27 protein-coding genes are annotated in these 23,714 nt (G+C 70.6%); 19 read left to right on the plus strand and 8 right to left on the minus strand.

Going from position 1 to position 23,714, the window contains the following annotated elements; genetic code table 11:
* The first annotated feature begins 468 nt into the window (after positions 1-468).
* The 5 genes from COGEMETH_RS02740 to COGEMETH_RS02760 all read left to right on the plus strand — a co-directional run bounded on the left by COGEMETH_RS02740 (position 469) and on the right by COGEMETH_RS02760 (position 3,534).
* Positions 469-678, plus strand: a complete 210-nt coding sequence (locus COGEMETH_RS02740; protein ID WP_147726903.1) for a cold-shock protein — start codon at positions 469-471, stop codon at positions 676-678.
* A gap of 101 nt (positions 679-779) precedes the next feature.
* Positions 780-1,142 carry a DUF6481 family protein gene (locus COGEMETH_RS02745; protein WP_238181096.1) on the plus strand — a complete coding sequence of 121 codons (363 nt, stop codon included), beginning with the start codon at positions 780-782 and terminating at the stop codon, positions 1,140-1,142.
* Positions 1,143-1,293: 151 nt separating this feature from the next.
* A complete protein-coding gene (locus COGEMETH_RS02750) occupies positions 1,294-1,488 on the plus strand; it encodes a hypothetical protein (protein WP_238181097.1) in 195 nt (64 codons plus the stop codon).
* Positions 1,489-1,746: 258 nt separating this feature from the next.
* Positions 1,747-2,004, plus strand: coding sequence for a hypothetical protein (locus COGEMETH_RS02755; RefSeq protein WP_238181098.1), 258 nt, complete (start codon positions 1,747-1,749; stop codon positions 2,002-2,004).
* A gap of 186 nt (positions 2,005-2,190) precedes the next feature.
* Positions 2,191-3,534, plus strand: coding sequence for an ATP-binding protein (locus COGEMETH_RS02760; RefSeq protein ID WP_238181099.1), 1,344 nt, complete (start codon positions 2,191-2,193; stop codon positions 3,532-3,534).
* A gap of 18 nt (positions 3,535-3,552) precedes the next feature.
* On the opposite strand, the gene COGEMETH_RS02765 is transcribed toward COGEMETH_RS02760, so the two are convergent.
* Positions 3,553-3,843, minus strand: coding sequence for a hypothetical protein (locus COGEMETH_RS02765; RefSeq protein WP_238181100.1), 291 nt, complete (start codon positions 3,841-3,843; stop codon positions 3,553-3,555).
* A gap of 264 nt (positions 3,844-4,107) precedes the next feature.
* Here COGEMETH_RS02765 and COGEMETH_RS02770 point away from each other — a divergent pair, with 264 nt between their 5' ends.
* The gene (locus tag COGEMETH_RS02770) at positions 4,108-4,299 is read left to right on the plus strand and encodes a hypothetical protein (RefSeq protein WP_238181101.1); all 192 of its coding nucleotides are present in this window, start codon (positions 4,108-4,110) and stop codon (positions 4,297-4,299) included.
* Positions 4,300-4,397: 98 nt separating this feature from the next.
* Positions 4,398-5,579 (plus strand): pyridoxal phosphate-dependent aminotransferase, encoded by a 1,182-nt coding sequence (locus COGEMETH_RS02775; protein WP_238181102.1) that lies wholly within the window; start codon positions 4,398-4,400, stop codon positions 5,577-5,579.
* Between the two features lie 282 nt (positions 5,580-5,861).
* Here COGEMETH_RS02775 and COGEMETH_RS02780 read toward each other — a convergent pair whose 3' ends face one another.
* Entirely contained in the window at positions 5,862-6,419 is a 558-nt protein-coding gene (locus tag COGEMETH_RS02780) for a dihydrofolate reductase family protein (protein WP_238181103.1), read from the minus strand.
* 218 nt (positions 6,420-6,637) lie between these two features.
* Positions 6,638-7,699 carry an alpha/beta hydrolase family protein gene (locus tag COGEMETH_RS02785; RefSeq protein WP_238181104.1) on the minus strand — a complete coding sequence of 354 codons (1,062 nt, stop codon included), beginning with the start codon at positions 7,697-7,699 and terminating at the stop codon, positions 6,638-6,640.
* A gap of 234 nt (positions 7,700-7,933) precedes the next feature.
* Between COGEMETH_RS02785 and mdcB the strand changes: the two genes are divergently transcribed.
* On the plus strand, positions 7,934-8,800 hold the full coding sequence (gene mdcB, locus COGEMETH_RS02790; protein ID WP_238181105.1) for a triphosphoribosyl-dephospho-CoA synthase MdcB: 867 nt from the start codon (positions 7,934-7,936) through the stop codon (positions 8,798-8,800).
* Positions 8,797-9,720, plus strand: coding sequence for an acyltransferase domain-containing protein (locus COGEMETH_RS02795; RefSeq protein WP_238181106.1), 924 nt, complete (start codon positions 8,797-8,799; stop codon positions 9,718-9,720). Before mdcB ends, COGEMETH_RS02795 begins: the two co-directional genes overlap by 4 nt.
* 40 nt (positions 9,721-9,760) lie before the next feature.
* Here COGEMETH_RS02795 and COGEMETH_RS02800 read toward each other — a convergent pair whose 3' ends face one another.
* Positions 9,761-10,111, minus strand: coding sequence for a hypothetical protein (locus COGEMETH_RS02800; protein ID WP_238181107.1), 351 nt, complete (start codon positions 10,109-10,111; stop codon positions 9,761-9,763).
* A gap of 185 nt (positions 10,112-10,296) precedes the next feature.
* Here COGEMETH_RS02800 and COGEMETH_RS02805 point away from each other — a divergent pair, with 185 nt between their 5' ends.
* Together COGEMETH_RS02805 and COGEMETH_RS02810 are read left to right on the plus strand one after the other, a co-directional pair.
* Entirely contained in the window at positions 10,297-11,184 is an 888-nt protein-coding gene (locus tag COGEMETH_RS02805; RefSeq protein ID WP_238181108.1) for a transglutaminase-like domain-containing protein, read from the plus strand.
* A 237-nt stretch (positions 11,185-11,421) separates the two neighbouring features.
* Positions 11,422-13,545, plus strand: a complete 2,124-nt coding sequence (locus COGEMETH_RS02810; protein WP_238181109.1) for a hypothetical protein — start codon at positions 11,422-11,424, stop codon at positions 13,543-13,545.
* A gap of 13 nt (positions 13,546-13,558) precedes the next feature.
* Here COGEMETH_RS02810 and COGEMETH_RS02815 read toward each other — a convergent pair whose 3' ends face one another.
* Positions 13,559-14,590, minus strand: coding sequence for an alpha/beta hydrolase (locus COGEMETH_RS02815; protein WP_238181110.1), 1,032 nt, complete (start codon positions 14,588-14,590; stop codon positions 13,559-13,561).
* Between the two features lie 207 nt (positions 14,591-14,797).
* On the opposite strand from COGEMETH_RS02815, the gene meaB reads away from it, so the two are divergent.
* Entirely contained in the window at positions 14,798-15,790 is a 993-nt protein-coding gene (gene meaB / locus COGEMETH_RS02820; protein ID WP_238181111.1) for a methylmalonyl Co-A mutase-associated GTPase MeaB, read from the plus strand.
* The gene (locus COGEMETH_RS02825; RefSeq protein ID WP_238181112.1) at positions 15,787-16,407 is read left to right on the plus strand and encodes a pyroglutamyl-peptidase I family protein; all 621 of its coding nucleotides are present in this window, start codon (positions 15,787-15,789) and stop codon (positions 16,405-16,407) included. The genes meaB and COGEMETH_RS02825 overlap by 4 nt, the downstream gene beginning before the upstream one ends.
* Before the next feature lie 13 nt (positions 16,408-16,420).
* Here COGEMETH_RS02825 and COGEMETH_RS02830 read toward each other — a convergent pair whose 3' ends face one another.
* Together COGEMETH_RS02830 and COGEMETH_RS02835 are read right to left on the minus strand one after the other, a co-directional pair.
* Entirely contained in the window at positions 16,421-17,575 is a 1,155-nt protein-coding gene (locus tag COGEMETH_RS02830; RefSeq protein ID WP_238181113.1) for a pyridoxal phosphate-dependent aminotransferase, read from the minus strand.
* Positions 17,576-17,645: 70 nt separating this feature from the next.
* Positions 17,646-18,302 (minus strand): DUF1345 domain-containing protein, encoded by a 657-nt coding sequence (locus tag COGEMETH_RS02835; protein ID WP_238181114.1) that lies wholly within the window; start codon positions 18,300-18,302, stop codon positions 17,646-17,648.
* Positions 18,303-18,449: 147 nt separating this feature from the next.
* Between COGEMETH_RS02835 and COGEMETH_RS02840 the strand changes: the two genes are divergently transcribed.
* From COGEMETH_RS02840 to aat, 6 genes are all read left to right on the plus strand, one after another.
* Complete coding sequence (locus tag COGEMETH_RS02840) at positions 18,450-19,220, plus strand: DsbA family protein (RefSeq protein WP_238181115.1); 771 nt, start codon at positions 18,450-18,452, stop codon at positions 19,218-19,220.
* Between the two features lie 127 nt (positions 19,221-19,347).
* The gene (gene aroQ, locus COGEMETH_RS02845) at positions 19,348-19,806 is read left to right on the plus strand and encodes a type II 3-dehydroquinate dehydratase (RefSeq protein WP_238181116.1); all 459 of its coding nucleotides are present in this window, start codon (positions 19,348-19,350) and stop codon (positions 19,804-19,806) included.
* Between the two features lie 14 nt (positions 19,807-19,820).
* Positions 19,821-20,285, plus strand: a complete 465-nt coding sequence (gene accB / locus COGEMETH_RS02850; protein WP_238181117.1) for an acetyl-CoA carboxylase biotin carboxyl carrier protein — start codon at positions 19,821-19,823, stop codon at positions 20,283-20,285.
* Positions 20,286-20,288: 3 nt separating this feature from the next.
* Complete coding sequence (accC, locus tag COGEMETH_RS02855; protein ID WP_238181118.1) at positions 20,289-21,641, plus strand: acetyl-CoA carboxylase biotin carboxylase subunit; 1,353 nt, start codon at positions 20,289-20,291, stop codon at positions 21,639-21,641.
* Between the two features lie 93 nt (positions 21,642-21,734).
* Positions 21,735-22,043, plus strand: coding sequence for a hypothetical protein (locus COGEMETH_RS02860; protein ID WP_238181119.1), 309 nt, complete (start codon positions 21,735-21,737; stop codon positions 22,041-22,043).
* Positions 22,044-22,242: 199 nt separating this feature from the next.
* Complete coding sequence (gene aat, locus COGEMETH_RS02865; protein ID WP_238181120.1) at positions 22,243-22,923, plus strand: leucyl/phenylalanyl-tRNA--protein transferase; 681 nt, start codon at positions 22,243-22,245, stop codon at positions 22,921-22,923.
* 26 nt (positions 22,924-22,949) lie between these two features.
* On the opposite strand, the gene COGEMETH_RS02870 is transcribed toward aat, so the two are convergent.
* Positions 22,950-23,603: a DUF2155 domain-containing protein gene (locus tag COGEMETH_RS02870; RefSeq protein ID WP_238181121.1), complete on the minus strand. Its 654-nt coding sequence runs from the start codon at positions 23,601-23,603 to the stop codon at positions 22,950-22,952.
* Positions 23,604-23,714 lie beyond the last annotated feature (111 nt).

Genomic DNA, 23,714 nt, shown 5'->3' on the forward strand with positions numbered 1-23,714 from the left:
GGAGAAAACAGAGCGCACGCCCCGAGCGGGCGGAACGGCCGGATATCTGGCCAGAGATCGATTTCTTATTGATAGCGCGTTCGCCGAGATTTTGCAATCGGACCGTGTCGGCCGAAGAAATTCTCGCGCGCGCCCGTGAGTTCGCCGTTCTTCATCGCACTCAAGGCCCCCATCGTTCGGCAGGCTCGACCGGACGGTCGAGCCTGCCGAACGATGGGGGCCTTGAGTGCGATGAAGAACGGCGAACTCACGGGCGCGCGCGAGAATTTCTTCGGCCGACACGGTCCGATTGCAAAATCTCGGCGAACGCGCTATCAATAAGAAATCGATCTCTGGCCAGATATCCGGCCGTTCCGCCCGCTCGGGGCGTGCGCTCTGTTTTCTCCCACATTTCGACGACCAGCGGACGGGCGCGTGATGACCATGCGCTCGACCGATACGTTCGCCTATCAGGATACGGAATTTTCTATGAGCACCGGCACCGTTAAGTGGTTCAACGATCAGAAGGGCTTCGGCTTCATCCAGCCGGATGACGGCGGCAAGGACGTCTTCGTGCACATCTCCGCCGTCGAGCGCGCCGGCATGCGCGGCCTGACCGAGGGACAGAAGATCTCCTACGAGATGGAGACCGACCGTCGCAGCGGGAAGCAGTCCGCGGGCAGCCTCCAGGCCGCCTGATCGCGATCAGCCTGCCAGCGACCTTCGAAGCCGTTCCGACTGGAACGGCTTCATTCGTTTTCGACGCCGGCCCTGGGCCGGCCCTGCATCAAGGACACCGTGTGAATCCCTTCAAGGACAACCAGCTCACCGACCGGCTCGAGACTGCGGCCAAGGCCCGCGAGGCGATGCTGGACCGCTACCGGTCGCGCCCCCCGGCCGACGACCCGGCCGTCATCGCCCGCCAAGCGGAGCGCCAGGCCGTGATCAGCGCCCGTGAGGAGCGTAGCCGCGAGCGCGAGACCGCTCGAATCGCCTCCGAGGCGGCCGCCGCGGCCGAACTCAAGGCGCAGCGCGAGTTGGAGGCGGCCGAGCAGGCCCGACTGGCCGCGGAGAAGATCGAACGCCAGGCCGCGCTGGTGGCCGAGCAGAAGGCGGCCCGCGACGCGCGCTTCGCCGCGCGCAAGGCCCGCGCCCGCCGCTAAGAGGTGCCCCATCGGCGAACCGGCACCCGGTTCGCCGCACAGGCTGCATCCCACGTCCGGAGCCGAAGGATACCGATCCATGCGGTGGGGTCGGTACGGCGCGCAACGACCCGTCACGGTCCCCCGTGAAGCCGCCAGGAGGAAGAGTCCGATGTCTCACAAGTTCAAGCTCGGCCAGCGCGTCCGCCAGGTGCGGGCGACCGCCGGAGACAAGGACGGGGCCGGGATGCTCTGCGAGGTCATCCGGCTGATGCCGGAGGACCGAAGCGGGGAGCCGGGCTATCGCATCAAGTCCTCCGCCGGCGAGCGGGCGGCCAACGAGAGCGATCTCGTCCTGGCTGGCTGATTTCGGCGGGCCGATCCCGGCGGGCAGTCGCCCGAGACACCGGCTCGGCGCACAGGGCTGGCAACGGCCTTCCGCGTTGCCTCACACGTGCGTCCGCACCATATCAGGAACCACACCGGCCGGGGCGACCAGATCGCTCGGCCGGACACGGCCACGATGCCGGAAGCGGGCGGTGCCGAAGGCGCCGCGCTCCGTCCTCGCTGGCCGTTCGTCTGTCGCGGGCCGTGTCCATGAACCGCCCACAACCCCCGGAAGGCTATGAGCAAGCGTATCAGGCAAAGACCCCAGGAACGGGGCTCGGTGCTGTTCGACGTGTATTACGAGGACGGCTCCCAGGCGTCCAACCGGCGCGTCCCGGCGGAAATTCTCGGCGGCCTCGACGGCGACGAGCCGGCCCGCGAGGCGATCGCCGCGCAGGACGAGGCCATCGCCCAGAAGTCGGGCCGGCCGCAGCGGTCCATCCTCAGCCTCGCCCGCTCGCCGATCCCGGAGCCGAAGCTGCCGCGCACGCCGTAGGCGCGAGCGGCCTGACCCCCGTCCTTGGCCGATTCCGGGCGGGATGCCATAAGGCGTGGCCCTCGACGAACCGCGTCCCGGAACCTCCCCGATGGAACGGACCCTGACGGCGCAGCGCGCGCCGGGTGCGGCGTGAACGCGCCCGATCCGGGGCTGTCCCGGTCGCTTCGCCGTAGCCGTCTCGGCGTGAGCGGCCCGCGGGCCCTGTGGAAGCGCCTCTCGCGCGCCGTCGGCGACGTGCTGCCGAAGGGCCTCTACGCCCGCTCGCTCATCATCATCATCGCGCCCGTGGTGCTGCTGCAGTCGGTGATCGCCTACACCTTCATGGAGCGGCACTGGCAGCTCGTGACCAAGCGCCTGTCCTCGGCGGTCACCTCCGACATCGCCGCCCTGATCGACATCTACGAGCGCTACCCCCAGGACAAGGACGCCGAGACCCTCACCCGCATCGCGGGCGAGCGCCTGAACCTCGACCTCGACATCCTCAAGGGCGCCAAGATCCCGGCGCCGGGGCCGCGGCCGTTCTTCTCGATCCTGGACGAAGCCCTGTCCGACGAGATCCAGCGCCAGATCGGGCGGCCGTACTGGATCGACACCGTGGGGCGCTCCAACCTCATCGAGATCCGCGTGGCGATCCCCGACGGGGTGATGCGGATCACCGCGCGCCGCTCGCAGGCCTACGCCTCGAACTCGCACATCTTCCTGGTCTGGATGACCGGCTCCTCGATGGTGCTGCTGGGCGTGGCGATCCTGTTCCTGCGCAACCAGATCAAGCCGATCCTGCGGCTGGCCGCCGTGGCGGAGGGCTTCGGCAAGGGCCGCGAGATCGAGTTCCGCCCCCGCGGCGCCCGCGAGGTGCGGCAGGCCGGCCACGCCTTCATCGAGATGAAGCGGCGGATCGAGCGGGCGATGGAGCAGCGCACGACGATGCTCAACGGCGTGAGCCACGACCTGCGCACCATCATCACCCGGTTCCGGCTCTCCCTGGCGCTCGTCGAGCAGACGGCCGAGATCGAGGACCTGAACCGGGACGTGGACGAGATGAGCCGGATGCTGGAGGCCTACCTCGCCTTCGCCCGCGGCGATTCGGCGGAGGCCGCCGCCCCCACAGACATGCGGGCGATGCTGGAGGACCTGCGCACCGACGTGGAGCGCCTCGGCGCGCACGTGGCGGCCGTGGACCTTTCGGGGCGGCCGAGCGTCACGGTGCGGCCGGACGCCTTCCGGCGCTGCCTGTTCAACCTCGCGGCCAACGCCGCCCGCTACGGCGAGACGGTGGCGATCTCGGGCCGCCTCGATGCCCGCGCCTTCCTCGTCTCGATCGACGACGACGGCCCCGGCATCCCGGCCGAGAGCCGCGAGGAGGTGTTCAAGCCCTTCGTGCGCCTGGACGACGCGCGCCAGGATGCGGGCGGCTCCGGCCTCGGCCTCTCGATCGCCCGCGACATCGCCCGGGCGCACGGGGGCGACGTGTCGCTGCACGACAGCCCCCTCGGAGGCTTGCGCGCGACGGTCCGGGTGCCTGCCTGAGGGGCGTCCGGTTTCGCCTCAGCCGGCCGTGCGCTCCTGAAGACGCTCGAATTCGAGCCGGGCGTTGGTGATGAGGTAGTCGAGGGTCTTGGCGTCGAGGCCGGCGCCCGTGAGCCGCTCGCGCAGCCGGGCCTCGTTCTCCCAGGCATAACCCGAATCGTGGGGCAGGTGGCGCAGCAGCAGGGCGCTCACGATCCGGGTCCGCTCGTAGGCGCGATGCCGGAGGAGCCGCTTGATCAGCCTGATCAACTCCTCGATGCTCTCGCCCTCCGAACGCACCCCGCTGCGTGGCACCGATACGCGAGCCATGGCGTCCGCTCCCCTTTTCCGGAACATTGGCCGGAAAACACTTGCCTTTCTCTTAGCGTCAGGGGCCCTAAGGCTCGATTCTACCAAGCATCAATAACAAGTCTGCTCCTGGAACGTGATGTGGAGCGTCTGCGGCGAGGCCGCCTTCCATCCCCGGTCCGGGCAAAAAACTTCGCCTCGGGGTGTCCCCACGGCTGCGGGGCGGTGCTATGCACGCGCGCTATTCCCGATCCGCGACGGCCGTCGCCCCATCCGAGTGCCGCCATGAACCCGCTCGTTCCCCTCACCATCCTGATCTCCCTGCCCTTGGCCGCGATCGGGGTGGTGCTCTACACCGACACCGGCATCGAGCCCGCCCTGTTCTACGCCTCGGTGAAGACCTTCGTGATCCTGGCCGTCCTCGCCGGCGCCCTCTCCTTCGGGGCGAGCAAGCTGGCCGAGCGCGCCAAGAACTGAACACACCAAGAACTGACCGCGCCGATCCTCTGGCGCGGGTCGTGCACGGGCGCCGAGGTGGACTGAACGCGCCGCGCAGGCACCGGGAGCCTTTCGCCATGATGCAGATCGTTCCGGCCTTCGGGCGGATCGGCGAGGAGAACGCCTTCGCCGTGCTGGCCCGCGCCAACGCGCTGGCAGCCGAGGGGCGCGACGTCATCAACCTCGGCATCGGCCAGCCCGACATGCCGACGCCGGCCCACATCGTCGAGGCCGGCATCAAGGCTCTGCGCGACGGCCATCATGGCTACACCCCCGCGGTCGGAATCCCGCCTTTGCGCGAGGCGGTCGCCCGCGACATCCAGCGGCGCCACGACGTGGCGGTCTCGCCCGACGCTGTGCTGATCGTGCCCGGCGGCAAGGTCACCATGTTCATGGCGATCCTGATGTTCGGCGAGCCGGGCGCCGAGATCCTCTATCCGGATCCCGGCTTCCCGATCTACCGCTCGATGATCGAGTTCACCGGGGCGACCCCCGTGCCGGTGCCGATCCGCGAGGCCAACGGCTTCGCCTTCTCGGCCGAGGAGACCCTCGGGCTCATCACGCCGAAGACGCGCCTGCTCATCGTCAACTCGCCGGCCAACCCCACGGGCGGGGTGACGCCCAAGGCCGAGATCGACGCCCTTGTGGCGGGGCTGGCCGCGCACCCAGACGTCGCCGTGATGTCCGACGAGATCTACGGCACGATGACCTACGACGGGCAGGCACACCACTCGCTGCTCAAGTACGAGTCGATCCGCGACCGGCTGATCTACCTCGACGGTGCCTCGAAGTCCTACGCCATGACCGGCTGGCGCCTGGGCTGGTCGGTCTGGCCGAAGCCCCTCTACGACGCGGCGCGCAAGCTCGCGGTCAACGCCCATTCCTGCGTCAACGCCTCGACCCAGTGGGCCGGCATCAGTGCCCTCGACGGCCCGCAGGATTGCGTGGCCGAGATGGTCGCCGAGTTCGACCGGCGCCGAAATATCGTGGTCGACGGGCTGAACGACCTGCCCGGCGTGAGCTGCATCACGCCCAAGGGCGCCTTCTACGCCTTTCCCAACATCGGGAAGACGGGCTGGAAGGCCAAAAAGCTCGCCGCCACCCTGCTGGAGGAGGCGGGCGTCGCGGTGATCGGCGGTCCGGATTTCGGCGTGCACGGCGAGGGCTACCTGCGCCTCTCCTACGCCAACTCCGCCGAGAACATCCTGCGCGCCCTGGAGCGGATGAAGACCTTTTTGAGCGAGCGCAAGCCGGACTGATACCGTGCCCGCGCGGCGGCTGAGCGAAGCCGAAATCCGGGCGTGTCTCAGTTTGAAATGTGTCTTGAGCGTCCGTGATCGGTAGGAACCAGACGTTTCCGGCTCCTTCGATCGTCCTCACCCCGCCAGTGCGGGTAGCCAGCCAAGGTGTCTAATGCAGACGGCCCAGCGCACAGGTGCATCTGCTCTCATTCATAGAAACAGGCGATCAAAGCTGACTTTTAAATGGCGGCGCTTCCGCGACGCGCAGGTTCTAAAGCTTGCGCGAGAGGCTACTTGGAGTCAGCGTTCGCGCCGGTAGTGCATGGCGACCGCGCCATTGCGGAGTGGCTTCGCCGAGACCAGCTCGAGCCGTCGCGTACTGGGCAGCCTGCCGTGATATAGAGTCGGGCCGTGGCCAGCGATTCTTGGGTGGACAAGGAACTTGTACTCGTCGATCAGATCCAGCCGGTCCAGCTCGGTCGCGAGTGTGCCGCTGCCGAGGAGCACGCCCGCCGGAGTCGCGTCCTTGAGCCTCTGCACGCCTGTACGCAGGTCGTCGGCTATGTGGTGGCTATTGGTCCACGGGAAGTCCTTTCGCGTCGTCGACACCACGTATTTCGACTTGGCCTCCAGCTTGATCGCCCACTCGCGTATTGCCGCCGGCGCCTCCACGTCGCCGCGAGCGACCGCCGGCCAGTAGCTCTCCATCATCTCGTAGGTGATGCGGCCCCAGAGCATCGCCCCGCCCTCGTCCATAAGGCGGGTGAAGAACGCGTGCGTCTCGTCGTCGGCGATTCCTTCCTGGTGGTCGACGCAGCCGTCCAGGGTGAGGTTTAATCCGAAGGTCAATAGTCCCATGCGGCAAGCTTATGCCATACGCTCGAAAAGACGAACGGCTATTACACGCAGTTGATACTCAACTTCCGCTATGGATCGCCACCTGCCGAACCGCACGACAGCTGGGTCGGCTCGGAACCGGCCGGTTGAGCTGGATCGAATTTCAAACTGAGACATCACCCGAAATCCGCCTCGCGAAGCGATCGGACGGATTTCGTATGAGCTGTCACGGCTCGGCATCACGGCCTGGCGGGAACGTGCCTGTCGAGCCAGCCCGCGAGCCAGTCGGCAACCTCCAGGCTGTTGGTGTCCTGCATCAGCATGTGCGAGTTGCCCGCGATGCCGATCTCGGGCAGCAGCACCAGTTCGGCCTTGCCGCCGGCGGCGTTGGCGGCCGCGACGAAGGCCCGGCACAGCTTCAGACGCGGGGCCCAGCGCGGCACGAGGTCGACGTAGTCGCCGAACAGGACCAGGATCGGCAGGTCCCTGTAGGGCGCCATGTCGTCCTTGGCCGGGTCCGGGCATGCGGCCGGCTCGATCGCGACGAGGCCGCGGATGCCGGTCCGGTCCAGGGCCGCCGTCTGGAACGGGTAGATGCCCGATTGCGAGTGGCTGATCAGCACCGTGCCGTCGAGGCGCCGGGCGAGTTCCGACAGGGCCGGCACCGTGGGGTTCGGGGTGGGCAGGGTCGCGGCCCAGTCGGCGACCATCTGCTTCCAGAACTCGCCCTGCGCGCCCAGGGGAAACCGCATGCCCGGAAACACCTGCGGGTATTCCGGCCCGAAGCGGAAGATCGCCCAGGCGGGCTCGTGCCCGGCCGAGACCACCGGCGGCAGGGTCTCCGGCGCCGCCCGGCCCATCTTGACCGCATTGATCGCGACCGGGCTCACCGCCGAGCGCCCGCGCCCGGCCTGGTCGATCACGTAGGTCGGAAAGCCGCGCCGGACGAAGAACTCGTCCCAGCCCATGCGGCCGTCCGGCGTCGTCTCCCAGGTCTTGCCCGTCAGGCAGCAGCCGTGGATCAGGGTGAGTGCGGGGCGCCTGGCGTCCACGGGGATCTGGTAGCGGACATAGACCTGGTCGACCGTGATGGTGCCCGAAGGCGCGTAGGCGGGCAGCGTCGAGAGGGTGTCGGAGCGGGTCTCGCGCCCGCCGACGAAGAAGCTGCCCTGGCTCGCGATGGTCAGGGGGCCGGCAGGCGTCTCGGCGGCCGTCGCGACCTCGGCGGGCATGGTGGCGATCAACCCGGCGAGGATGCAGGCGAGCAGGGGCCCGCGCAGGGACGACGAACCGTTGCGCATCGTTGTTCCTCCCATGGAGCAGGTCTTCGCCGGCCGCCACCACGCAGGCGCGGCTGGCCGGATGCGTAGCACGGCCCGGGCGGGCGGCGATCGCTCCGGATGACGGGAGCGAGACAGATCGGCCCGGGCGTCCGCCGCGGGCCGAGCCGGCATGGCATCCCGGTTGCCGCATCGGCGCCCGGCGCCGATAGAGGGGCGACCCGGACCACGCGCAGCCACGGCCCCCGCGAGGACATGCCCGCATTCAGTCCCTCCCCCTCCCCTGCCCCGCCGGAGCGCCGGAGCGGCCCCGAACGGATCGCGGCGGAGGCGGTGCGGGCCCTTCGGGATGAGCTCGACACCTATCCCAAGCCCGGCCTCGTCAGCCGCATCGACAGCGGCAGCCACGCGGATATGGATGCGGCGACCTTCGCGGCGAGCACCCGCGCCCTGGAGCCGTACTTCGCGGACCTCGCCGCGGCCGGGGCGGCCGGCCTGCCGATGCCCCGGCTCCGGCGCATCGGCATGGCGGCGGAGGAGGCCATGCGCGCGGCGACGGGGGGCGTGAACACCCATCGCGGCGCCATCTTCGGCCTCGGCCTGCTCTGCGCCGCGGCCGGGGCGACAGATACGACGGTGCGGCCGGCCGGATGCCTCGGCGCGCAGGTCCGCGGACGCTACGCCGCCGACATCCGGGACGGTCCGGTGCTGTTGCGCGCGCCCGGCGCCGAGGCCCGGCGCCGGCACGGGATCGGCGGCGCCCCTGAGGAGGCAGCGTCCGGCTTTGCCACCCTCTACGGGACCGGGCTGCCAGCCCTCGACCGGGGCCGGCGCCTGCGTCCGGGCGATGCCGGGGCCGCGCGCGTCGAGACCTGCTTCGCCCTGATCGCCGCCCTGGAGGACACCAACCTCCTGCATCGGGGCGGCGCGGACGGCTACGCCTTCGCCCGCGCGGCGGCGGCCGGCTTCGTCGCGGAAGGCGGTGTCGGGCAGGCGGATTGGCGGGCGAAGGCCGAGGCGATCCACCACGCCTTCGTCGCGCGCAGACTCAGCCCCGGCGGGGCCGCCGACCTGCTGGCGATGACGCTGTTCGTGGACGCCCTGGAGGAGCCCCGCCCGTGACCCTGGCGCTCCTCTGCTCGGGCCAGGGGGCTCAGCATCCCGGCATGTTCGAACTCACGGCCGGGCATCCGGCGGCGCAAGGCGTCTTTGCGTCGGCCACGCCCCTGCTCGGCCGCGACCCGCGCGACCTCGTCCGGGCGGGCGGGCCCATCCTCCACGAGAACCGCACCGGCCAGATCCTGTGCTGCATCGCCGCGCTCAGTGCCTGGAGCGTCGTCGCAGAGGCCGCGCCCGCGCGGATGATCGTTGCCGGCTACAGCATCGGCGACCTCGCGGCCTGGGGCTGCGCCGGACGGTTTTCGGTGGACACGGTGCTGGAGCTCGCCGCCGCGCGCGCCGAGGCGATGGACGCGGCCTCCGGCCCCGGCCACGGACTGGCGGGGCTACGCGGCCTGCCCCAGGCACGGGCCGCGGCGTTGGCGCAGGCGCATGGCTGCCACGTCGCGATCCTGAACGCGCCCGACAGCGTTGTGGTCGGCGGCGCGACGCCGGCTCTGGAGGCCCTCTGCCGGGACGCCACCGCCGCGGGCGCCCAGCGCGCGGTGCTGCTGCCGGTACACACGCCCTCGCACACGCCCCTGCTGGCACGGGCCGCGGAGCGGTTCCGCGCTCAGCTGGCCCGGACCCCTCTGGAGACGCCGCCACGCCCCGCGCCCCGCCTCCTCAGCGGCCTCGACGGGGCGGCTGTGTTCGATGTGGCAGCCGGCCTGGACAAGCTTTCTCGCCAGATCGCCAGCACGATCGACTGGGCCGCGTGTCTTGAGGGCGTGGCGGAGTTCGGCGCGACGGACGTGGTCGAACTCGGCCCCGGCCACGCGCTGGCCACCATGGCATCGGCCGCGATGCCGGGCGTCCGCGTGCACGCCCTGGAGGATTTCCGCTCGGCCGCGGGGGTCGCGGCCTGGATCGCGAAGGACTGAAGCCGGGCGCTCCGATCGCGGAACGCCCGATGCGAAAAGGTCAGGAGTCGAGGGCGTCGGCCTCGTCGATGTCCAGCAGGAAGACGATGTCGGCCTCGTCCTCCTCGTCGCCGTCTTCGTCCTTCGAATCCGTGCCCTCGGAGTGGCGGGGATCGTCCTCGAAATCCCCCTCGCCGTCGTCTTCGGCCAGCGCGTCCTCGAAGATCTCGATCTCCTCCTCGGTGGCGGCGCGGATCTTCAGCTCGGAGGTGCCGTTCCAGAGCGGGCGGCCCTCGCTGGTCATGGCCTGGATGTCTTCCTTGAAGCCGTCGCAGGTGAAGAGGTCGCGCGCGGTCGCCTCGTCGCCGTTGATGACCGCCACGGCAGTGCCTTCGATCTCGAGCGTGAACATGGCCGACATCCCTCTCAAACCCATCGCGCGGATGCTGTAGGGGTGAACGCCACGCCCGCCAACCCCGCCCTCGACCCCGAATCCCACGGTCCGTCTCCTGCATGGCCGGAGCGGGCCGTTCCGCCCCGCCCCGCATCCGCGGCGGCGGCCACGCTCGCGCCCTACGAGAACAAGGAACACCCCGGATGCGGATCAGGCTCGGCTGCGAGATGCGCTATGCGTTTCCCTATCCCGTGCCGATGGTGGTGATGCTCACCGTGCATCCGTCCCGCGCAGGAGCGCTCGAAGGCCCTGACACGATCAGGACGGACCCGCCCGTGCCGGTGGCGACCTATCGCGACAGCTTCGGCAACCAATGCGGCCGCCTGACCGCCCCGGCCGGCGCCTTCACCATCGGGACCGACGTGGTGATCGCCGACGACGGCAGGCCCGACCCGGCCGTGCCCGAGGCCGAACAGCACGCCATCGAGGACCTGCCCTCCGAGACCATGCTCTACCTGCTGCCGAGCCGGTACTGCGAATCCGACCTGCTGGCGGACGAGGCGTGGCGGCTGTTCGGGCACCTGCCCCCCGGCTGGGGCCGGGTGCAGGCGGTGTGCGACTTCGTCCACGCCCACATCGCCTTCGGCTACGAGTTCGCCCACCGCGACCGCACGGCATTGGACGCCTATGCGGGCGGGCGCGGGGTCTGCCGGGACTTCACGCACCTGGCCGTCGCCTTCTGCCGGGCGCTCAACGTGCCCACCCGCTACTGCACCGGTTACGTCAGTTTCATCGGCGAGCCGGAGCCGCACCCGGCCGGCGACTTCGCCGCCTGGATGGAGGTCTTTCTCGGCGGGCGCTGGCACGTGTTCGACCCCCGCAACAACGCCCCACGCATCGGCCGGGTGATGGTGGCCTACGGACGCGACGCAGCCGACGTGCCGCTGACCCACACCTTCGGCCCCAATCCCCTCGTGGGCTTCCGGGTCTGGGCCGACGCGGTGGCGGTGATCGACCACCTCGACGTGGACACCGCCGAGCCCCCGGAGGAGCCCCTGCCGCCGCAGACGATGGTGACGCGGATGGGCTGAGGCCTGTTCTCGCCGACAGGTAGACGCGTGCTGACCCGATCATCGCGCAGCGAGCAACCGGATAGATGTACCTGAGGATGCGATTATCAGATTTATTGCATCTCAGATTGATCGATAGACAGTTTCGTGCTCCTCATTCGTCGGTTCCGAGGAGGCGGCGCAGGCATGGGCAACGGTCAGGCACCCCAACCGCGTCCTCCATTGATGCCGGGCAAGCCGCGGCGGATACGCCGGGTCGTGCGCGGGACCTTCCGGGGTACCGGCTATCTTGTGGCGGGATTCGTCGGGATCACGGTCGTCGTGCTCGCGATCGGCAACATCCTGTTCTCCTCGGCCCGCACCGTGCCCTACCGGGCCCTCGATCCGCAGGCCGAAAACTGCCGGCAGGACGCGGAGGCCGGGTGGGACGTCCTCGCCCGGCCGGCTGCGGGCGGGAGGACGGGGGCGGTCGGCAACGACGAGTGGGCGGCCATCGACATGGCGGGCCCCGGGGCACGCCCTCGCCTGTCCTGCTCCATCCAGCGCCACGCGCTGCCGGGCTATCGGGCTTCGGACGGAAGCGAACGGCGCCTCGCCTACGACCTCGCCTTCATCGAGTTGCAGGAGGACGGCAAGCCCTTCGTCCTGCGCGAATCCTGCAAGGCGGACCAAGCGGGTTGCCGGGACGAGGGTTACGGCCCCGTTCGCAAGCAGGTGGGCGGCCGGAGCCAGTTGCAGGCGCTGCTCGACCATCTCGATCCGGCCCGTCCCAACTACGTCCTCGTTTTCATCCACGGCTGGCGCCACAACGCCGACATCGGCGACTCGAACGTGGGCGACTTCCGGCATTACGCGGCCCACGCGGCCCGGTTCATCGAGGATCGCTTCGCCGCCGATCCGGAGCACAAGCCGCGCGTGACGGCGATCTATGTCGGCTGGCGCGGCGCGCGCACCGACGAGACCTGGCTGAAGCGCAAACTCGGCACGGTCGGCGAGTGGCTCGGGACGCTGGCCGCCCTACCGACCCTGTTCGACCGCAAGCCGGTGAGCGAGGCCGTGGCACCGGCCGCGCTCTCGGCTCTCCGGGCGATCGAGCACCGCCTGCGGATCGACAAGTCCCTCCCCTCCCCGAAGGACCTGCCCGTGCAGGGCGCAAGCCGCATGATCGTGTTCGGCCATTCCCTGGGCGGCAACATGCTGGCCACCGCCCTGCAGGACGACCTCGTCAAGAAGGTCTCCAGCCATGCTCCGGGAACCTACATGCTCCCCTCCGTCGGCGACCTCGTGGTGCTGATCAACCCGGCGGCGGAAGCCTCCAAATGGGTCGACGTCCAGAGGGCGCTGTGGCGGCGCATCCCGATGAGCTTCGCCGAGCGCGCGAGCGGGGCGGACTATTCGTCCGGCCACCGCTTCTTCCGTCCCGAGCAGCGGCCCGTCCTGGTCTCGGTCACCGCCGCCCTGGACTGGCCGCCCGGTGGCCGGACCGAGACGGATTGCAAGCCGCCGAAAGCCGGTACGGACGACACCTACAAGGAAAGCCGCGCCCTCGTACGCGACGGCGTCGAATACGATTGGGCGACCTACGACCTGTTTCCGGCCTTCAAGGGCGATTTCCGCCCGGCCGCCGATTCACTGGTCCGCTTGGGGACCGGCCGTGACCCGCACGACCAATGCCTGGGAAGCGTCCCGCTCACCTGGCAGCAGAAGACCTTCGGATGGCTCGCCACCCTTGCGGCCCGCGGCATCCGCGTCCTGCCCTTCATGCGGACCGACCTGGAGGATACGCGGACGATCGGCCACCTCGATCCATCACGTCCGGCACAGGGGGGCGGCACGCAGAACTATTTCCCGACCCGTCCATTCGGAACGACGCACGAGCTTCGCGGCCGGCCCAAAGGCGAGCCGAACGTGGCCCGGAAGTGGCGCGTGCCGGTTGGCGTTGGGCAGGAGCGGGAGATTCCGGTCGATTACGCGGAGGTCGTGGGCCCGGATGCCGCCTGCCCGGTCGCGAAGGACTGGCTCGCGACCGCGCGCGCACGGCAGGAAGAGCGCGATCACGGCGGGCACGGCACGTACTGGGCGAGCGACGATGCGGGCGCTGCCGCACCCGCCCTCCAGTTCCTGCACGGCTTCAACTTGGCCGGGATCGCCGCCATCACCCGCGCACGGGACCCGTTCTGGAACATGCGGGCCTTCGACACGGCGCTGGCACGGCACGACGGCTTCATGCTGTCGTCCTTCATCTGCGCGATGAACCAGCTCGTGATGGACGACGTCACCAGCTTCACCCCGCCCACGCCGCCTCCCGGCGCGGCCGGCTCCGCGGCCGGCACCCCGGCGCTCATGCCCGAACCGGTGGCGCCGAGCCTGGCGCAGCCGTGATGGGTCTCGGGCGCTAGACGCCCCCGCCGCCCCGAGAGATGGCGCGCTTGACCACGGCCTGGACCTCCGGGTTCGAGAGGAAGAGGTCGTGGTTGATCAGGCCGCCGCCGTAATCGGACGCGTCGGCCACGCGCACGCCCAGCGCCTCCAGGCGCTCCCGGTCGGCCCCGCCCGCGCGCACCACGCCGCCGGCGATGGTGCTGGAGAGTTCCAGTGCCCGGTCGTTGGTGGAGGAGATCACGGTGATCTTGTTCAGGTCGGGGCCGAGGCGGGTGACGCTGTTGGCGAACAGGTCGAAGTCGATGTCGGGGGCGGCCAGCACCACCGCGCCGATCTTGTTCATCGCCGCCTCGCCGGCCTCGGCGCGCAGCATCCGGATGGTCTCCAGGGTCAGGAGCGTGCCCATGGAATGGGCGACGATGTTGATGCGCCCGCCCGAGGGCGAGGCGGCCAGCGCCTTGAGCAGGTCCTCGAAGGCATCGCGCGACCACAGCGCGCTCTCGCGGTCGTAGCCGTAATCGAAGGTCGCGGCGGCCGACGGCCAAGTGAACAGGCCCGAGACGCCGCGGAAGCGGATGCCGTCCGAGAGCCGGGCCGCGCTCACCGCAGCCGATTCGAAGGATTCCCGGTAGCCGTGGACGTAGATCAGCACGTCGCGCCCCAGCGCCGCCTGGGCGAAGGCGTCGGCCGCGCCCGGCCCCGACTCGACCTTCGGCACGGCGCCGACGGTCCAGTCGCCGGTGACGACGGAGGAGACCTTTCCGATGAGCGAGCGGTCGGGCACCGAGAGGCGCACCTCGGCAAAGCTCAGGCCTCGGCCGCGCTCGGAACTGAAATAGGGCGCCTTGGGCGGGCTGCCGACGGGCTTGCGGGTTGTGGCCACCAGTAGCACCGGCATCACGTCCAGCGCCGACTGCTTCTCGGCCAACGTGCCGGTGGCGAGGCCGTCGGCGACGCAGCCGCCGAGCGACGGCGCCAGGGCGGCGACGCCCGCGAGGGCACCGAGGCGGACCAGGGAGCGTCGTGTTTGGGTCTGGCGCAGCATGATCCCGGATCGGTCCCGCAACGTGAGGCCGGGGCGAGCGCCACGGCCGCGATGTCCTAGCCTGTGGCGCAGGATCGTGACCATGGCGGGGCGCAAGCGTGGCCGGAGCCCGTGTGGATAGCGGGCAGGGACCGGGTTGTGGCGCGAGAGGCACAATCCGGAGCCCGACCTCTCGACGAAGACCCTCGGCCCCGGCATGAAGGGCCCATGGCGCCGACCTCACCCATCGATCTCGAAACCCTCCGGACCCGCCTCCTGTCCGGTGACCGGGCGGCGCTGGCCCGCGCGATCACCCTGGCGGAATCGAAGCGGGCCGACCACCGGGCGCTCGCCCGCGACCTGATCGACGCGGTGCTGCCGGAGACCGGCCGGGCGATCCGGGTCGGGATCACGGGGGTACCCGGCGTCGGCAAGTCGACCACGATCGACGCCCTCGGCTCGAACCTGACCGCTTCCGGCCACAAGGTCGCCGTGCTCGCCGTCGACCCGTCCTCCTCCCGCACCGGCGGCTCGATCCTGGGCGACAAGACCCGGATGGCGCGGCTCGCCCACGATCCGGCCGCCTTCATCCGGCCCTCGCCCTCCTCGGGGACGCTGGGGGGCGTGGCGGCCAAGACCCGCGAGACCATGCTGCTGTGCGAGGCGGCGGGCTTCGACGTGATCCTGGTGGAGACGGTGGGGGTCGGCCAATCCGAGACGGCGGTGGCCGACCTGACCGACTTCTTCCTGGTGCTGATGCTGCCCGGGGCCGGCGACGAGTTGCAGGGCATCAAGAAGGGCATCCTGGAACTCGCCGACATGATCGCGGTCAACAAGGCCGACGACGGAGAGGCGGAGAGGCGGGCCAACGCCGCGGCCGGCGAATACCGCGCGGCGCTCCACATCCTGACGCCGGCCTCGGCCACCTGGACCCCGCCGGTGGTGACGATCTCCGGCTTCCACAACCTGCGCCTGGACGCGCTGTGGGAGCGGATCGTGGATCACCGGGGCAAGCTCACCGCCACGGGCGAGATCGCCAGGAAACGCCGCGAGCAGGACGTGAAGTGGATGTGGGCCCTGGTGCACGAACGCCTGCACCAGCGCCTCGTCGGCTCGCCGGAGGTGCGCCGGCAGACCGCCGAGGCCGAGGCCGGGGTGGCGCGGGGTGAATCCTCGCCGGCCGCGGGGGCCGCGGCCATCGCCGAGCTGATCGGCCTTTGAGCGGCCACCTCCTGGTCACCGGCTTCGGCCCGTTTCCGGGCATGCCGGACAACCCGAGCGCGCGCCTCGCCCGATGCCTGGGCACCTCGGTCCGCCTGCGGCTCGGCCTCGGCCGGCCCCCGCGGGTGCTGGTGCTGCCCACCGCCTATGCCGCCATCCCCGCCGACCTGATGCCGGCCCTGGCCGAGGGGCCGGGCGCGGTCCTGATGTTCGGCGTGGCCTCCCGCGCCCGGCGGATGCGGGTCGAGGGGCTGGCGCGCAACCGGGGGAGCCTGCTCTATCCGGACGCCTCGGGACGGCCGGCGGCGCGGTTGGCCCTCGATCCCGGCGGCCCGCCCGCGCGGCGGAGCACGATGGCGCGGCAAGCCCTTGCGATCCTCAGGCGCCACGGCCTCTCCGTGCTCCCCTCTAACGATGCCGGGCGCTACCTGTGCAACGCCAGCTACTTCGCGGCGCTGGCCGCCCCCTGCCCCGTGCTGTTCGTCCACATCCTGCCCGTGCCGCGGACGCGGCGGCCGCGCAAGGCGGGGGGCACCGGCCCGGACAGGCAGGTCGCGGCACTGGCGGACGTGGCGGTCGCGCTGATGATCCGGGGCGCCAGGCTCCGGCGCCTCTGAACGCGGCGGCGTCTCAGCGCAGCCAGCCCCTCAGGCGCGCCACAGCCTCGATGCAGTCGGCCTCCGAGCCGGCGAAGGAGAAGCGGACGTGGTGGGCGCCGTCCGTCCGGTCGAAGTCGAGGCCGGGGGTCGCCGCGACGCCGGCCTCGTCGAGCATCCGGCGGCAGAAGGCGGAGGCGTCGTTGGTGAGGTCGGCGACGTCCGCGTAGAGGTAGAAGGCACCGTCCACCGGGTGCGTGCGCCCGAGGCCGAGGCCGGGGAAGGCGTCCAGCAGGATGGCGCGGTTGCGGGCGTAGCCGTCGCGCACCGCGTCGAGTTCCTCCTGCGCGTCGAAGGCGGCAAGCGCCCCGATCTGCGAGAGGTAGGGCGCGGAGATGTAGAGGTTCTGGGCCAGCCGCTCCACCGGGCGCACCAAAACCTCGGGCACCACCATCCAGCCGATGCGCCAGCCGGTCATGCAATGGTACTTCGAGAACGAGTTGATCACGACCGCGTCCGGGTCGAACTGCAGGGCGCAGGCCGTGGGCACGCCGTAACCGAGCCCGTGGTAGATCTCGTCGGAGATGAAGGGCAGGCCGAGGCTGCGGGCAGCCGCGCAGAGGTCGCGCAGGGCCTCGGGGACGATGACCGTGCCGGAGGGATTGGCCGGGCTCATCACCAGCACCCCCGAGAGAGGCTCGGCCGCGTGCGTCGCCCGCAGCAGCGCGGCGGTCGGGGCGAAGCGGTCCTCGGGGCGCAGCACCATCGGCGCGGGCACGAGGTCCAGGGCCGCCAGGATGCTGCGATAGGCCGGATAGCCCGGCTGGGGCACGCCGACCCGGGCGCCCGCATCGAACAGGCTCAGGAAGGCGAGGATGAAGCCCGCCGAGGAGCCGGTCGTCACCACCACGCGCTCGGGCGCGACCGCGACGCCGTAGCGCGTCCGGTAGTCCCGCGCGATGCGCTCGCGCAAGGCCGGCAGGCCGAGCGCCTCGGTGTAGGGCACGCGCCCGCGCTCCAGGGCGACGCGCGCCGCCTCGATCACCGGGCGCGGGGCGGGCGCCGAGGGCTGGCCCACCTCCATGTGCACCACGCCCTCGCCGCGGCGCTCCCTGGCGGCGGCGGCCGTCATCACGTCCATGGCGAGGAAGGGGGCGACGGCGGCGACGCGGCGGGACGTGGGGATCATCGGATCGCCTCATGCGGCGGGAGCCTGCCGGGGTAGCCCCATCGCCCCGGCGCCTCAACCGGCACCGACCTCAATGCGGCACGAAGCCGGCCGCCATGTTGACGGCCAGCGCCAGCACGCCGGTGTTGAAGAAATAGGCGTAGACGGTCTGCACCGTGGCGATGCGGCGCATCCGCTTGCTGGTGAGGTTGGTGTCGGAGGTCGCCGCCGCCGCGCCGATGGTGACGGTGAAGTACAGGAAGTCCCAGAAGTCGGGCTCGGGCTCGCCGTGGAAGTCGAGGCCGCCGCGGCCCTCGCCCTCCGCGTCACCGCCGTAATAGACGTGGGCGTAGTGGACGGTGAAGACGATCTGCACGAACACCCAGGCGCAGAGCACCGTGAGCGCGGCAAGCGCGAGGTCGTAGGTTCGGGTGGAACCAGCAGCCTTCCCGCCGAGGACCAGGACCGCCACCGCACCGAAGCTCGCGGCCGCCGCGAGCAGGGCGAAGACCGAGATCACCCCGGCGCTGTCGTCGAGGCGGGCAGCCTCCCGGCGCAGGGCGTCGCGCGACTGGCCGCTCGCCTGGGCGACGATCAGGCCCGCGTAGACGATCACCCCGGCGCACCAGCCCGCGAGCAGGCGCGTCCCCAGGGCCGGGCTCGGCAGCAGCAGCCCCACGGCGAGGGCGACCCCGATCGCCCCGAGGAGGCGCGGGCGCAAGCTGAAGGCGCGGACGGGATCGATCATGGGCGAGGCACCGGGGCGGGCTTATACGGGCTTATACAAGGATCGATCGTGCGGGACGTGATTTGACCCGGCGCCGCGAAAACGCCTAACCCCGTCGCTATTGCCCAAACGCCACACCGGCGCGCCGCGCCCGTTCAGCGAGGACAGATGCCCCTGCACCGCTCCCTCCCGATCCTCGCGCTCGCGCTGGGGCTTTCGACCGCGGCCGTCGCGCAGACCGCGCCAGCGCCCTTCACGGACGTGCAGCGGCAGGCCATCGAGAGCATCGTCAAGGAGTACCTGATCAAGAACCCGGAGGTTCTGCAGGAGGCGATCGCCGAGGGCGAGAAGCGCCAGCTGGAGACGCAGCGCCTCGCCCAGGCCGCGGCCCTGAAGGAATCGCAGGCCGCGCTGATGAACAGCCCGCACGACGTGGTCGCGGGCAACCCCGCCGGCGACATCACGATGGTCGAGTTCTTCGACTACAATTGCGGCTATTGCCGCAAGGCGCTCACCGACGTGCAGGCGCTGATCAAGGGCGATCCGAAGCTGCGCGTGGTGATCAAGGACTTCCCCGTCCTCGGCCCGGAATCCGTCGAGGCGAGCCAGATGGCGGTGGCCGCCAAGCAGCAGCTCAAGGGCGACAAGGTGTTCGAGTTCCACCAGAAGCTCCTCGAATCGAAGGGCCGCGTGAACGCCGCCAAGGCGGTCCAGGTCGCCAAGGAGATGGGCCTCGACATCGTCAGGCTTCAGAAGGACGCGCAGGGTCCCGAGGTGAAGGCGGCGCTCGCCGAGAACCGGGGCCTGGGCGACAAGCTCGGCCTCTCGGGCACCCCCGCCTTCGTCATCGGCGACGAGATCATCCCCGGCGCGGTCGGGGTCGACCCGATCCGCAAGACCATCGCCGACGTGCGCCAGTGTGGGCACGCCTCCTGCTGAGCGCACCCTGGACCGGATCGTCGCCGCGCCGTGGCGCGCGGCCTTGTCGCAGCCGGCGGCCTTCGTCTAAGACCGGCCCCTTGCGCGTCCGGCCCCTCGGCCCGGGCGCGTCCGCCCGCACGGTGCCATGACCGCGATCCACGTCCTCAACGGGCCGAACCTCAACCTCCTCGGCCGCCGGGAGCCCGGCATCTACGGAAGCGCGACGCTCGCCGACATCGAGCGAGACCTGCGCGCCCAGGCCGGACGGCTCGGCATCGACCTGACTTTCCGGCAGACGAACGCGGAGGGCGAACTCGTCGGCTTCGTGCAGGAGGCGGGACTCGCGGGCGCCGGCGTGCTGATCAACGCGGCCGCCTACACCCACACCTCGGTCGCGCTGCGCGATGCCATCGCCGGCAGCGGGGCGCTGGCGGTCGAGGTGCATCTCTCGAACGTTCACGCCCGCGAGGCGTTTCGCCATGTCTCGCTCATCGCCCCCGTCTGCGCCGGGGTGATCTGCGGCTTCGGCCCGATGAGCTACAGCCTCGGCCTCGACGCGCTGGCGCGCCTGATGGCCGGCCGATCCGACACGACGCAGCCTTGAGAAGACAGGCCCCGATGTCCAAGCACGATACCATCGACCCCGAACTCGTCCGCGAACTCGCCAACCTCGTCACCGAGACCGGCCTGTCCGAGATCGAGGTTGAGAAGGGGGATTTGCGCATCCGCGTCGTGCGCCGCCTCGAACCGGTCGCCGTGCAGGTGGCGGCCCCCGCCCCCGTGGCGGCTGTGGCCGCGCCGGTCGCGGCGCCGGGGCCGGGGCCCGCCCCCGAGCGCGGCCGCGCGCATCCGGGCGCCGTGCCCTCGCCGATGGTCGGCACCGCCTACCTGCGCCCGTCCCCGGACGCCAAGGCGTTTGTCGAGGTCGGTGCGACGGTGGCGGCCGGCGAAAAGCTGCTGCTGATCGAGGCGATGAAGACCTTCAACGAGATCGTGGCGCCGCGTGCCGGCACGGTGACCGCGATCTTCGTCGAGGACGGCCAGCCGGTCGAGTTCGGCGAAGCCCTCCTGGCGATCGAGTAGGTCATGTTCGACAAGATTCTGATCGCCAACCGCGGCGAGATCGCCCTGCGCATCCTGCGGGCGGCCAAGGAATTGGGCATCGCCACGGTCGCGGTGCACTCCACGGCCGACGCCGACGCCATGCACGTGCGTCTGGCCGACGAGAGCGTCTGCATCGGCCCGCCCGCGGCCCGCGACAGCTACCTCAACATCCCCTCGATCATCGCCGCCTGCGAGATCACCGGGGCGGACGCGGTCCATCCGGGCTACGGCTTCCTCTCCGAGAACGCGCGGTTCGCCGAGGTGCTGGGCCACCACGAGATCGGCTTCATCGGCCCCAAGGCCGAGCACATCCGGACCATGGGCGACAAGATCGAGGCCAAGCGCACGGCCAAGCGCCTCGGCATCCCCTGCGTGCCCGGTTCCGAGGGCGGCATCGAGGACATGGACGAGGCCAAGCGGGTCGCGGCCGAGATCGGCTACCCGGTGCTGGTGAAGGCCGCCTCCGGCGGCGGCGGGCGCGGCATGAAGGTGGCGCGCTCGGAATCCGAACTGGAGCAGGCGCTCGGCATGGCCCGCACCGAGGCCAAGGCGGCCTTCGGGGACGACGCGGTCTATCTCGAGAAATACCTCACGAACCCGCGCCACATCGAGGTGCAGGTCTTGGGCGACGGCAAGGGCGGCGCGGTCCATCTGGCCGAACGCGACTGCTCGCTCCAGCGCCGCCACCAGAAGGTCTGGGAGGAAGGCGGCTCGCCGGCCCTCAACGCGGCGATGCGGGCCGAGATCGGCGGCATCTGCGCCGACGCCATGAAGGAACTCGGCTATCTCGGCGCCGGCACCGTCGAGTTCCTCTATGAGGACGGGCGCTTCTACTTCATCGAGATGAACACCCGCATCCAGGTGGAGCATCCGGTGACCGAGATGATCACCGGCATCGACCTGGTGATCGAGCAGATCCGGGTGGCGGCCGGCGGCCCGCTCTCGGTCACGCAGGACGAGATCAAGGTCGAGGGCCACGCCATCGAGTGCCGGATCAACGCCGAGCACCCGGCGACCTTCCGGCCCTCGCCCGGCCTGATCACCTATTTCCACCCGCCGGGGGGCCTGGGCGTGCGCGTCGATTCCGCCGCCTTCCAGGGCTACCGCATCCCCCCCAACTACGACTCGCTCATCGGCAAGCTGATCGTGCACGGCCGCACCCGAAACGAGTGCCTGATGCGCCTGCGCCGGGCGCTGGACGAGTTCGTCATCGACGGCGTCGACACCACCCTGCCCCTGTTCCGGACGCTGGTGCGCAACGCCGACGTGCAGAACGGCGCCTACGACATCCACTGGCTCGAAGGGTTTTTGGAATCGGGCGGATTCGACGGTTGAGGGAAGCGGCCTGACGGGATCGAGGGACCAACCTGGGAACGGATGCCGCGCAGGTCCGTTTTCTCTCCAACCCCCACAATCAGGAACGATCTCATGCGCTATGCCGCTCTCATGGTCGCAGGTGCCCTGTTGACCGCATCTCCCGTCCTCGCCCAGGATGCAGGCAACGTCGGCCAGCCCTCGCGCGCCGTTCCTCAGGCCGGCCAGACGACCGGTGGTCCCATCGACACGCCGCCCGGCGCCGGCGGGTCGATGTCCACAGGCAGCGTCTCCCGGCCCGCCGGCGAGATGGGCATGTCGCCGGGCGCGGGTGCGGTCGATTCGGCCAAGGGCGGCAACGCGGACCAGACCAACAAGCCGGTGCCGAACGCCGGCACGACCTCCGGTGGTCCCGCCCGCTGATCTCGGCACGGACCGGACGAACCACAGGCATCGCGGCCGGCCCTTCACGGGGTCGGCCTTTTTTTCGTGTTTCTCACGAGACTCCCGCTGCTGCGTCGCAGCCAGAGGGAGGGCTCCCGAGGATCGGGCGTTTCGTGAGGTGCACTTCGTCGGGCCGGCGCACTGGCGTTCCGGCCCCGCGCGCGGCAGACTCACCCTCATGCACGACGGCGCCCGCGTGGAGATCACCCCGGAGATCCTGCTCAAGGCCTACGCCGCGGGCATCTTTCCGATGGCCGAGGATGCGAGCGACCCGACCCTCTACTGGGTCGAGCCTCGCGCCCGCGGGGTGCTGCCGCTCGACGATTTCCGCATCCCGAAACGCCTCGCCAGGACGGTGCGCGCCGACCTGTTCGAGGTCCGCTCCGACACCGACTTCGACGCCGTGATCGCCGGCTGCGCCGCGCCGCGCCGCGACAGCGAGCGCACCTGGATCAACGCCCGCATCCGCGAACTCTACGGCGCCCTGTTCGACCGGGGCCATGCCCACACCGTCGAGGTCTACGCGGACGGCCGCCTCGCCGGCGGGCTCTACGGGGTGTCGCTGGGGTCCGCCTTCTTCGGGGAGAGCATGTTCCACGAGGTGCGCGACGCCTCGAAGGTCGCCCTGGTCCACCTGATGGGCCGCCTGCGCGCCGGCCGCTACCGCCTCGCCGACACCCAGTTCGTGACGGAGCACCTGGCGCAGTTCGGGGCGGAGGAACTGCCGCGGCACGTCTACAAGCGCCGGCTCTCGGACGCGCTCGCGCACGATGCGGACTGGAACGCCTGGCCGCGCGACGGCAGCGTCCGCGGCGCGCAGGTGCTGGCCGCCCTCGGGCCGGGGGCGGACGCGGCGTAAGTCCGGACGGCGGCCGGCTCAGGCGGTCAGCGGAAGATCGCGTCGAAGATCGATTGCGGCTGCTGCTGGGGCGGCGGGGCCGGGGCCGGGCCCTCGTTCGACGGGAAGAACTTTCGCGAGGGCTTCTGGCGGGGCTGGACCGGCACGCCGCGGGGCGCCTCCACGTCGACCTGCCCGGACGCGTTGAGCTGCTGGGCGGTCTTGGTCTGGTCCTTCTGGCCGCGCTTGGGCCGTTCCGGCTTGGCGGCGAGCGCGGGGATGTCCTCCTGCTCCTTCGCCTCGGCGATCACGTCGCTGCCACCCTTACAATCGACCAGCCAGACATCGTAGATCGGGTGCTCGATGGCGTGGAGGCCGGGGCTCGCGGCGAACATCCAGCCCGTGAAGATGCGCCGGTACTTGTTCTCCAGCGTCACCTCGTCGACCTCGAGGAAGGCCGTGGTCTTGGCGCTCTCGGTGGGCGGCCGCGTATAGCAGACGCGGGGCGTCAGCTGGAGGGCGCCGAACTGCACCGTCTCGTCCACCGCCACCTCGAAGGAGACGATGCGGCCGGTGATCTTGTCGAGGCCGGAGAACACCGCGGTCGGGTTCTTGATTTTGTCGGCCTGGGCCGGCACGGCGCACACGGCGAGGGCGGCCAGCGAGAGGGTGCGCAGGACGCGTGCGGTGATGCGGCTCAAGGCTCGGCCCTCTCGACTGGCGCGGCGGTGATCCGCTCGCCCGACCATGCGGCACGATCCTTCCGCGCCGGCGCGTCCGGCCTTCAACACCCGAACGGTGGTGGAAAAAGG

The organism is Methylobacterium trifolii (assembly GCF_022179685.1).
GTDB lineage: Bacteria > Pseudomonadota > Alphaproteobacteria > Rhizobiales > Beijerinckiaceae > Methylobacterium > Methylobacterium trifolii.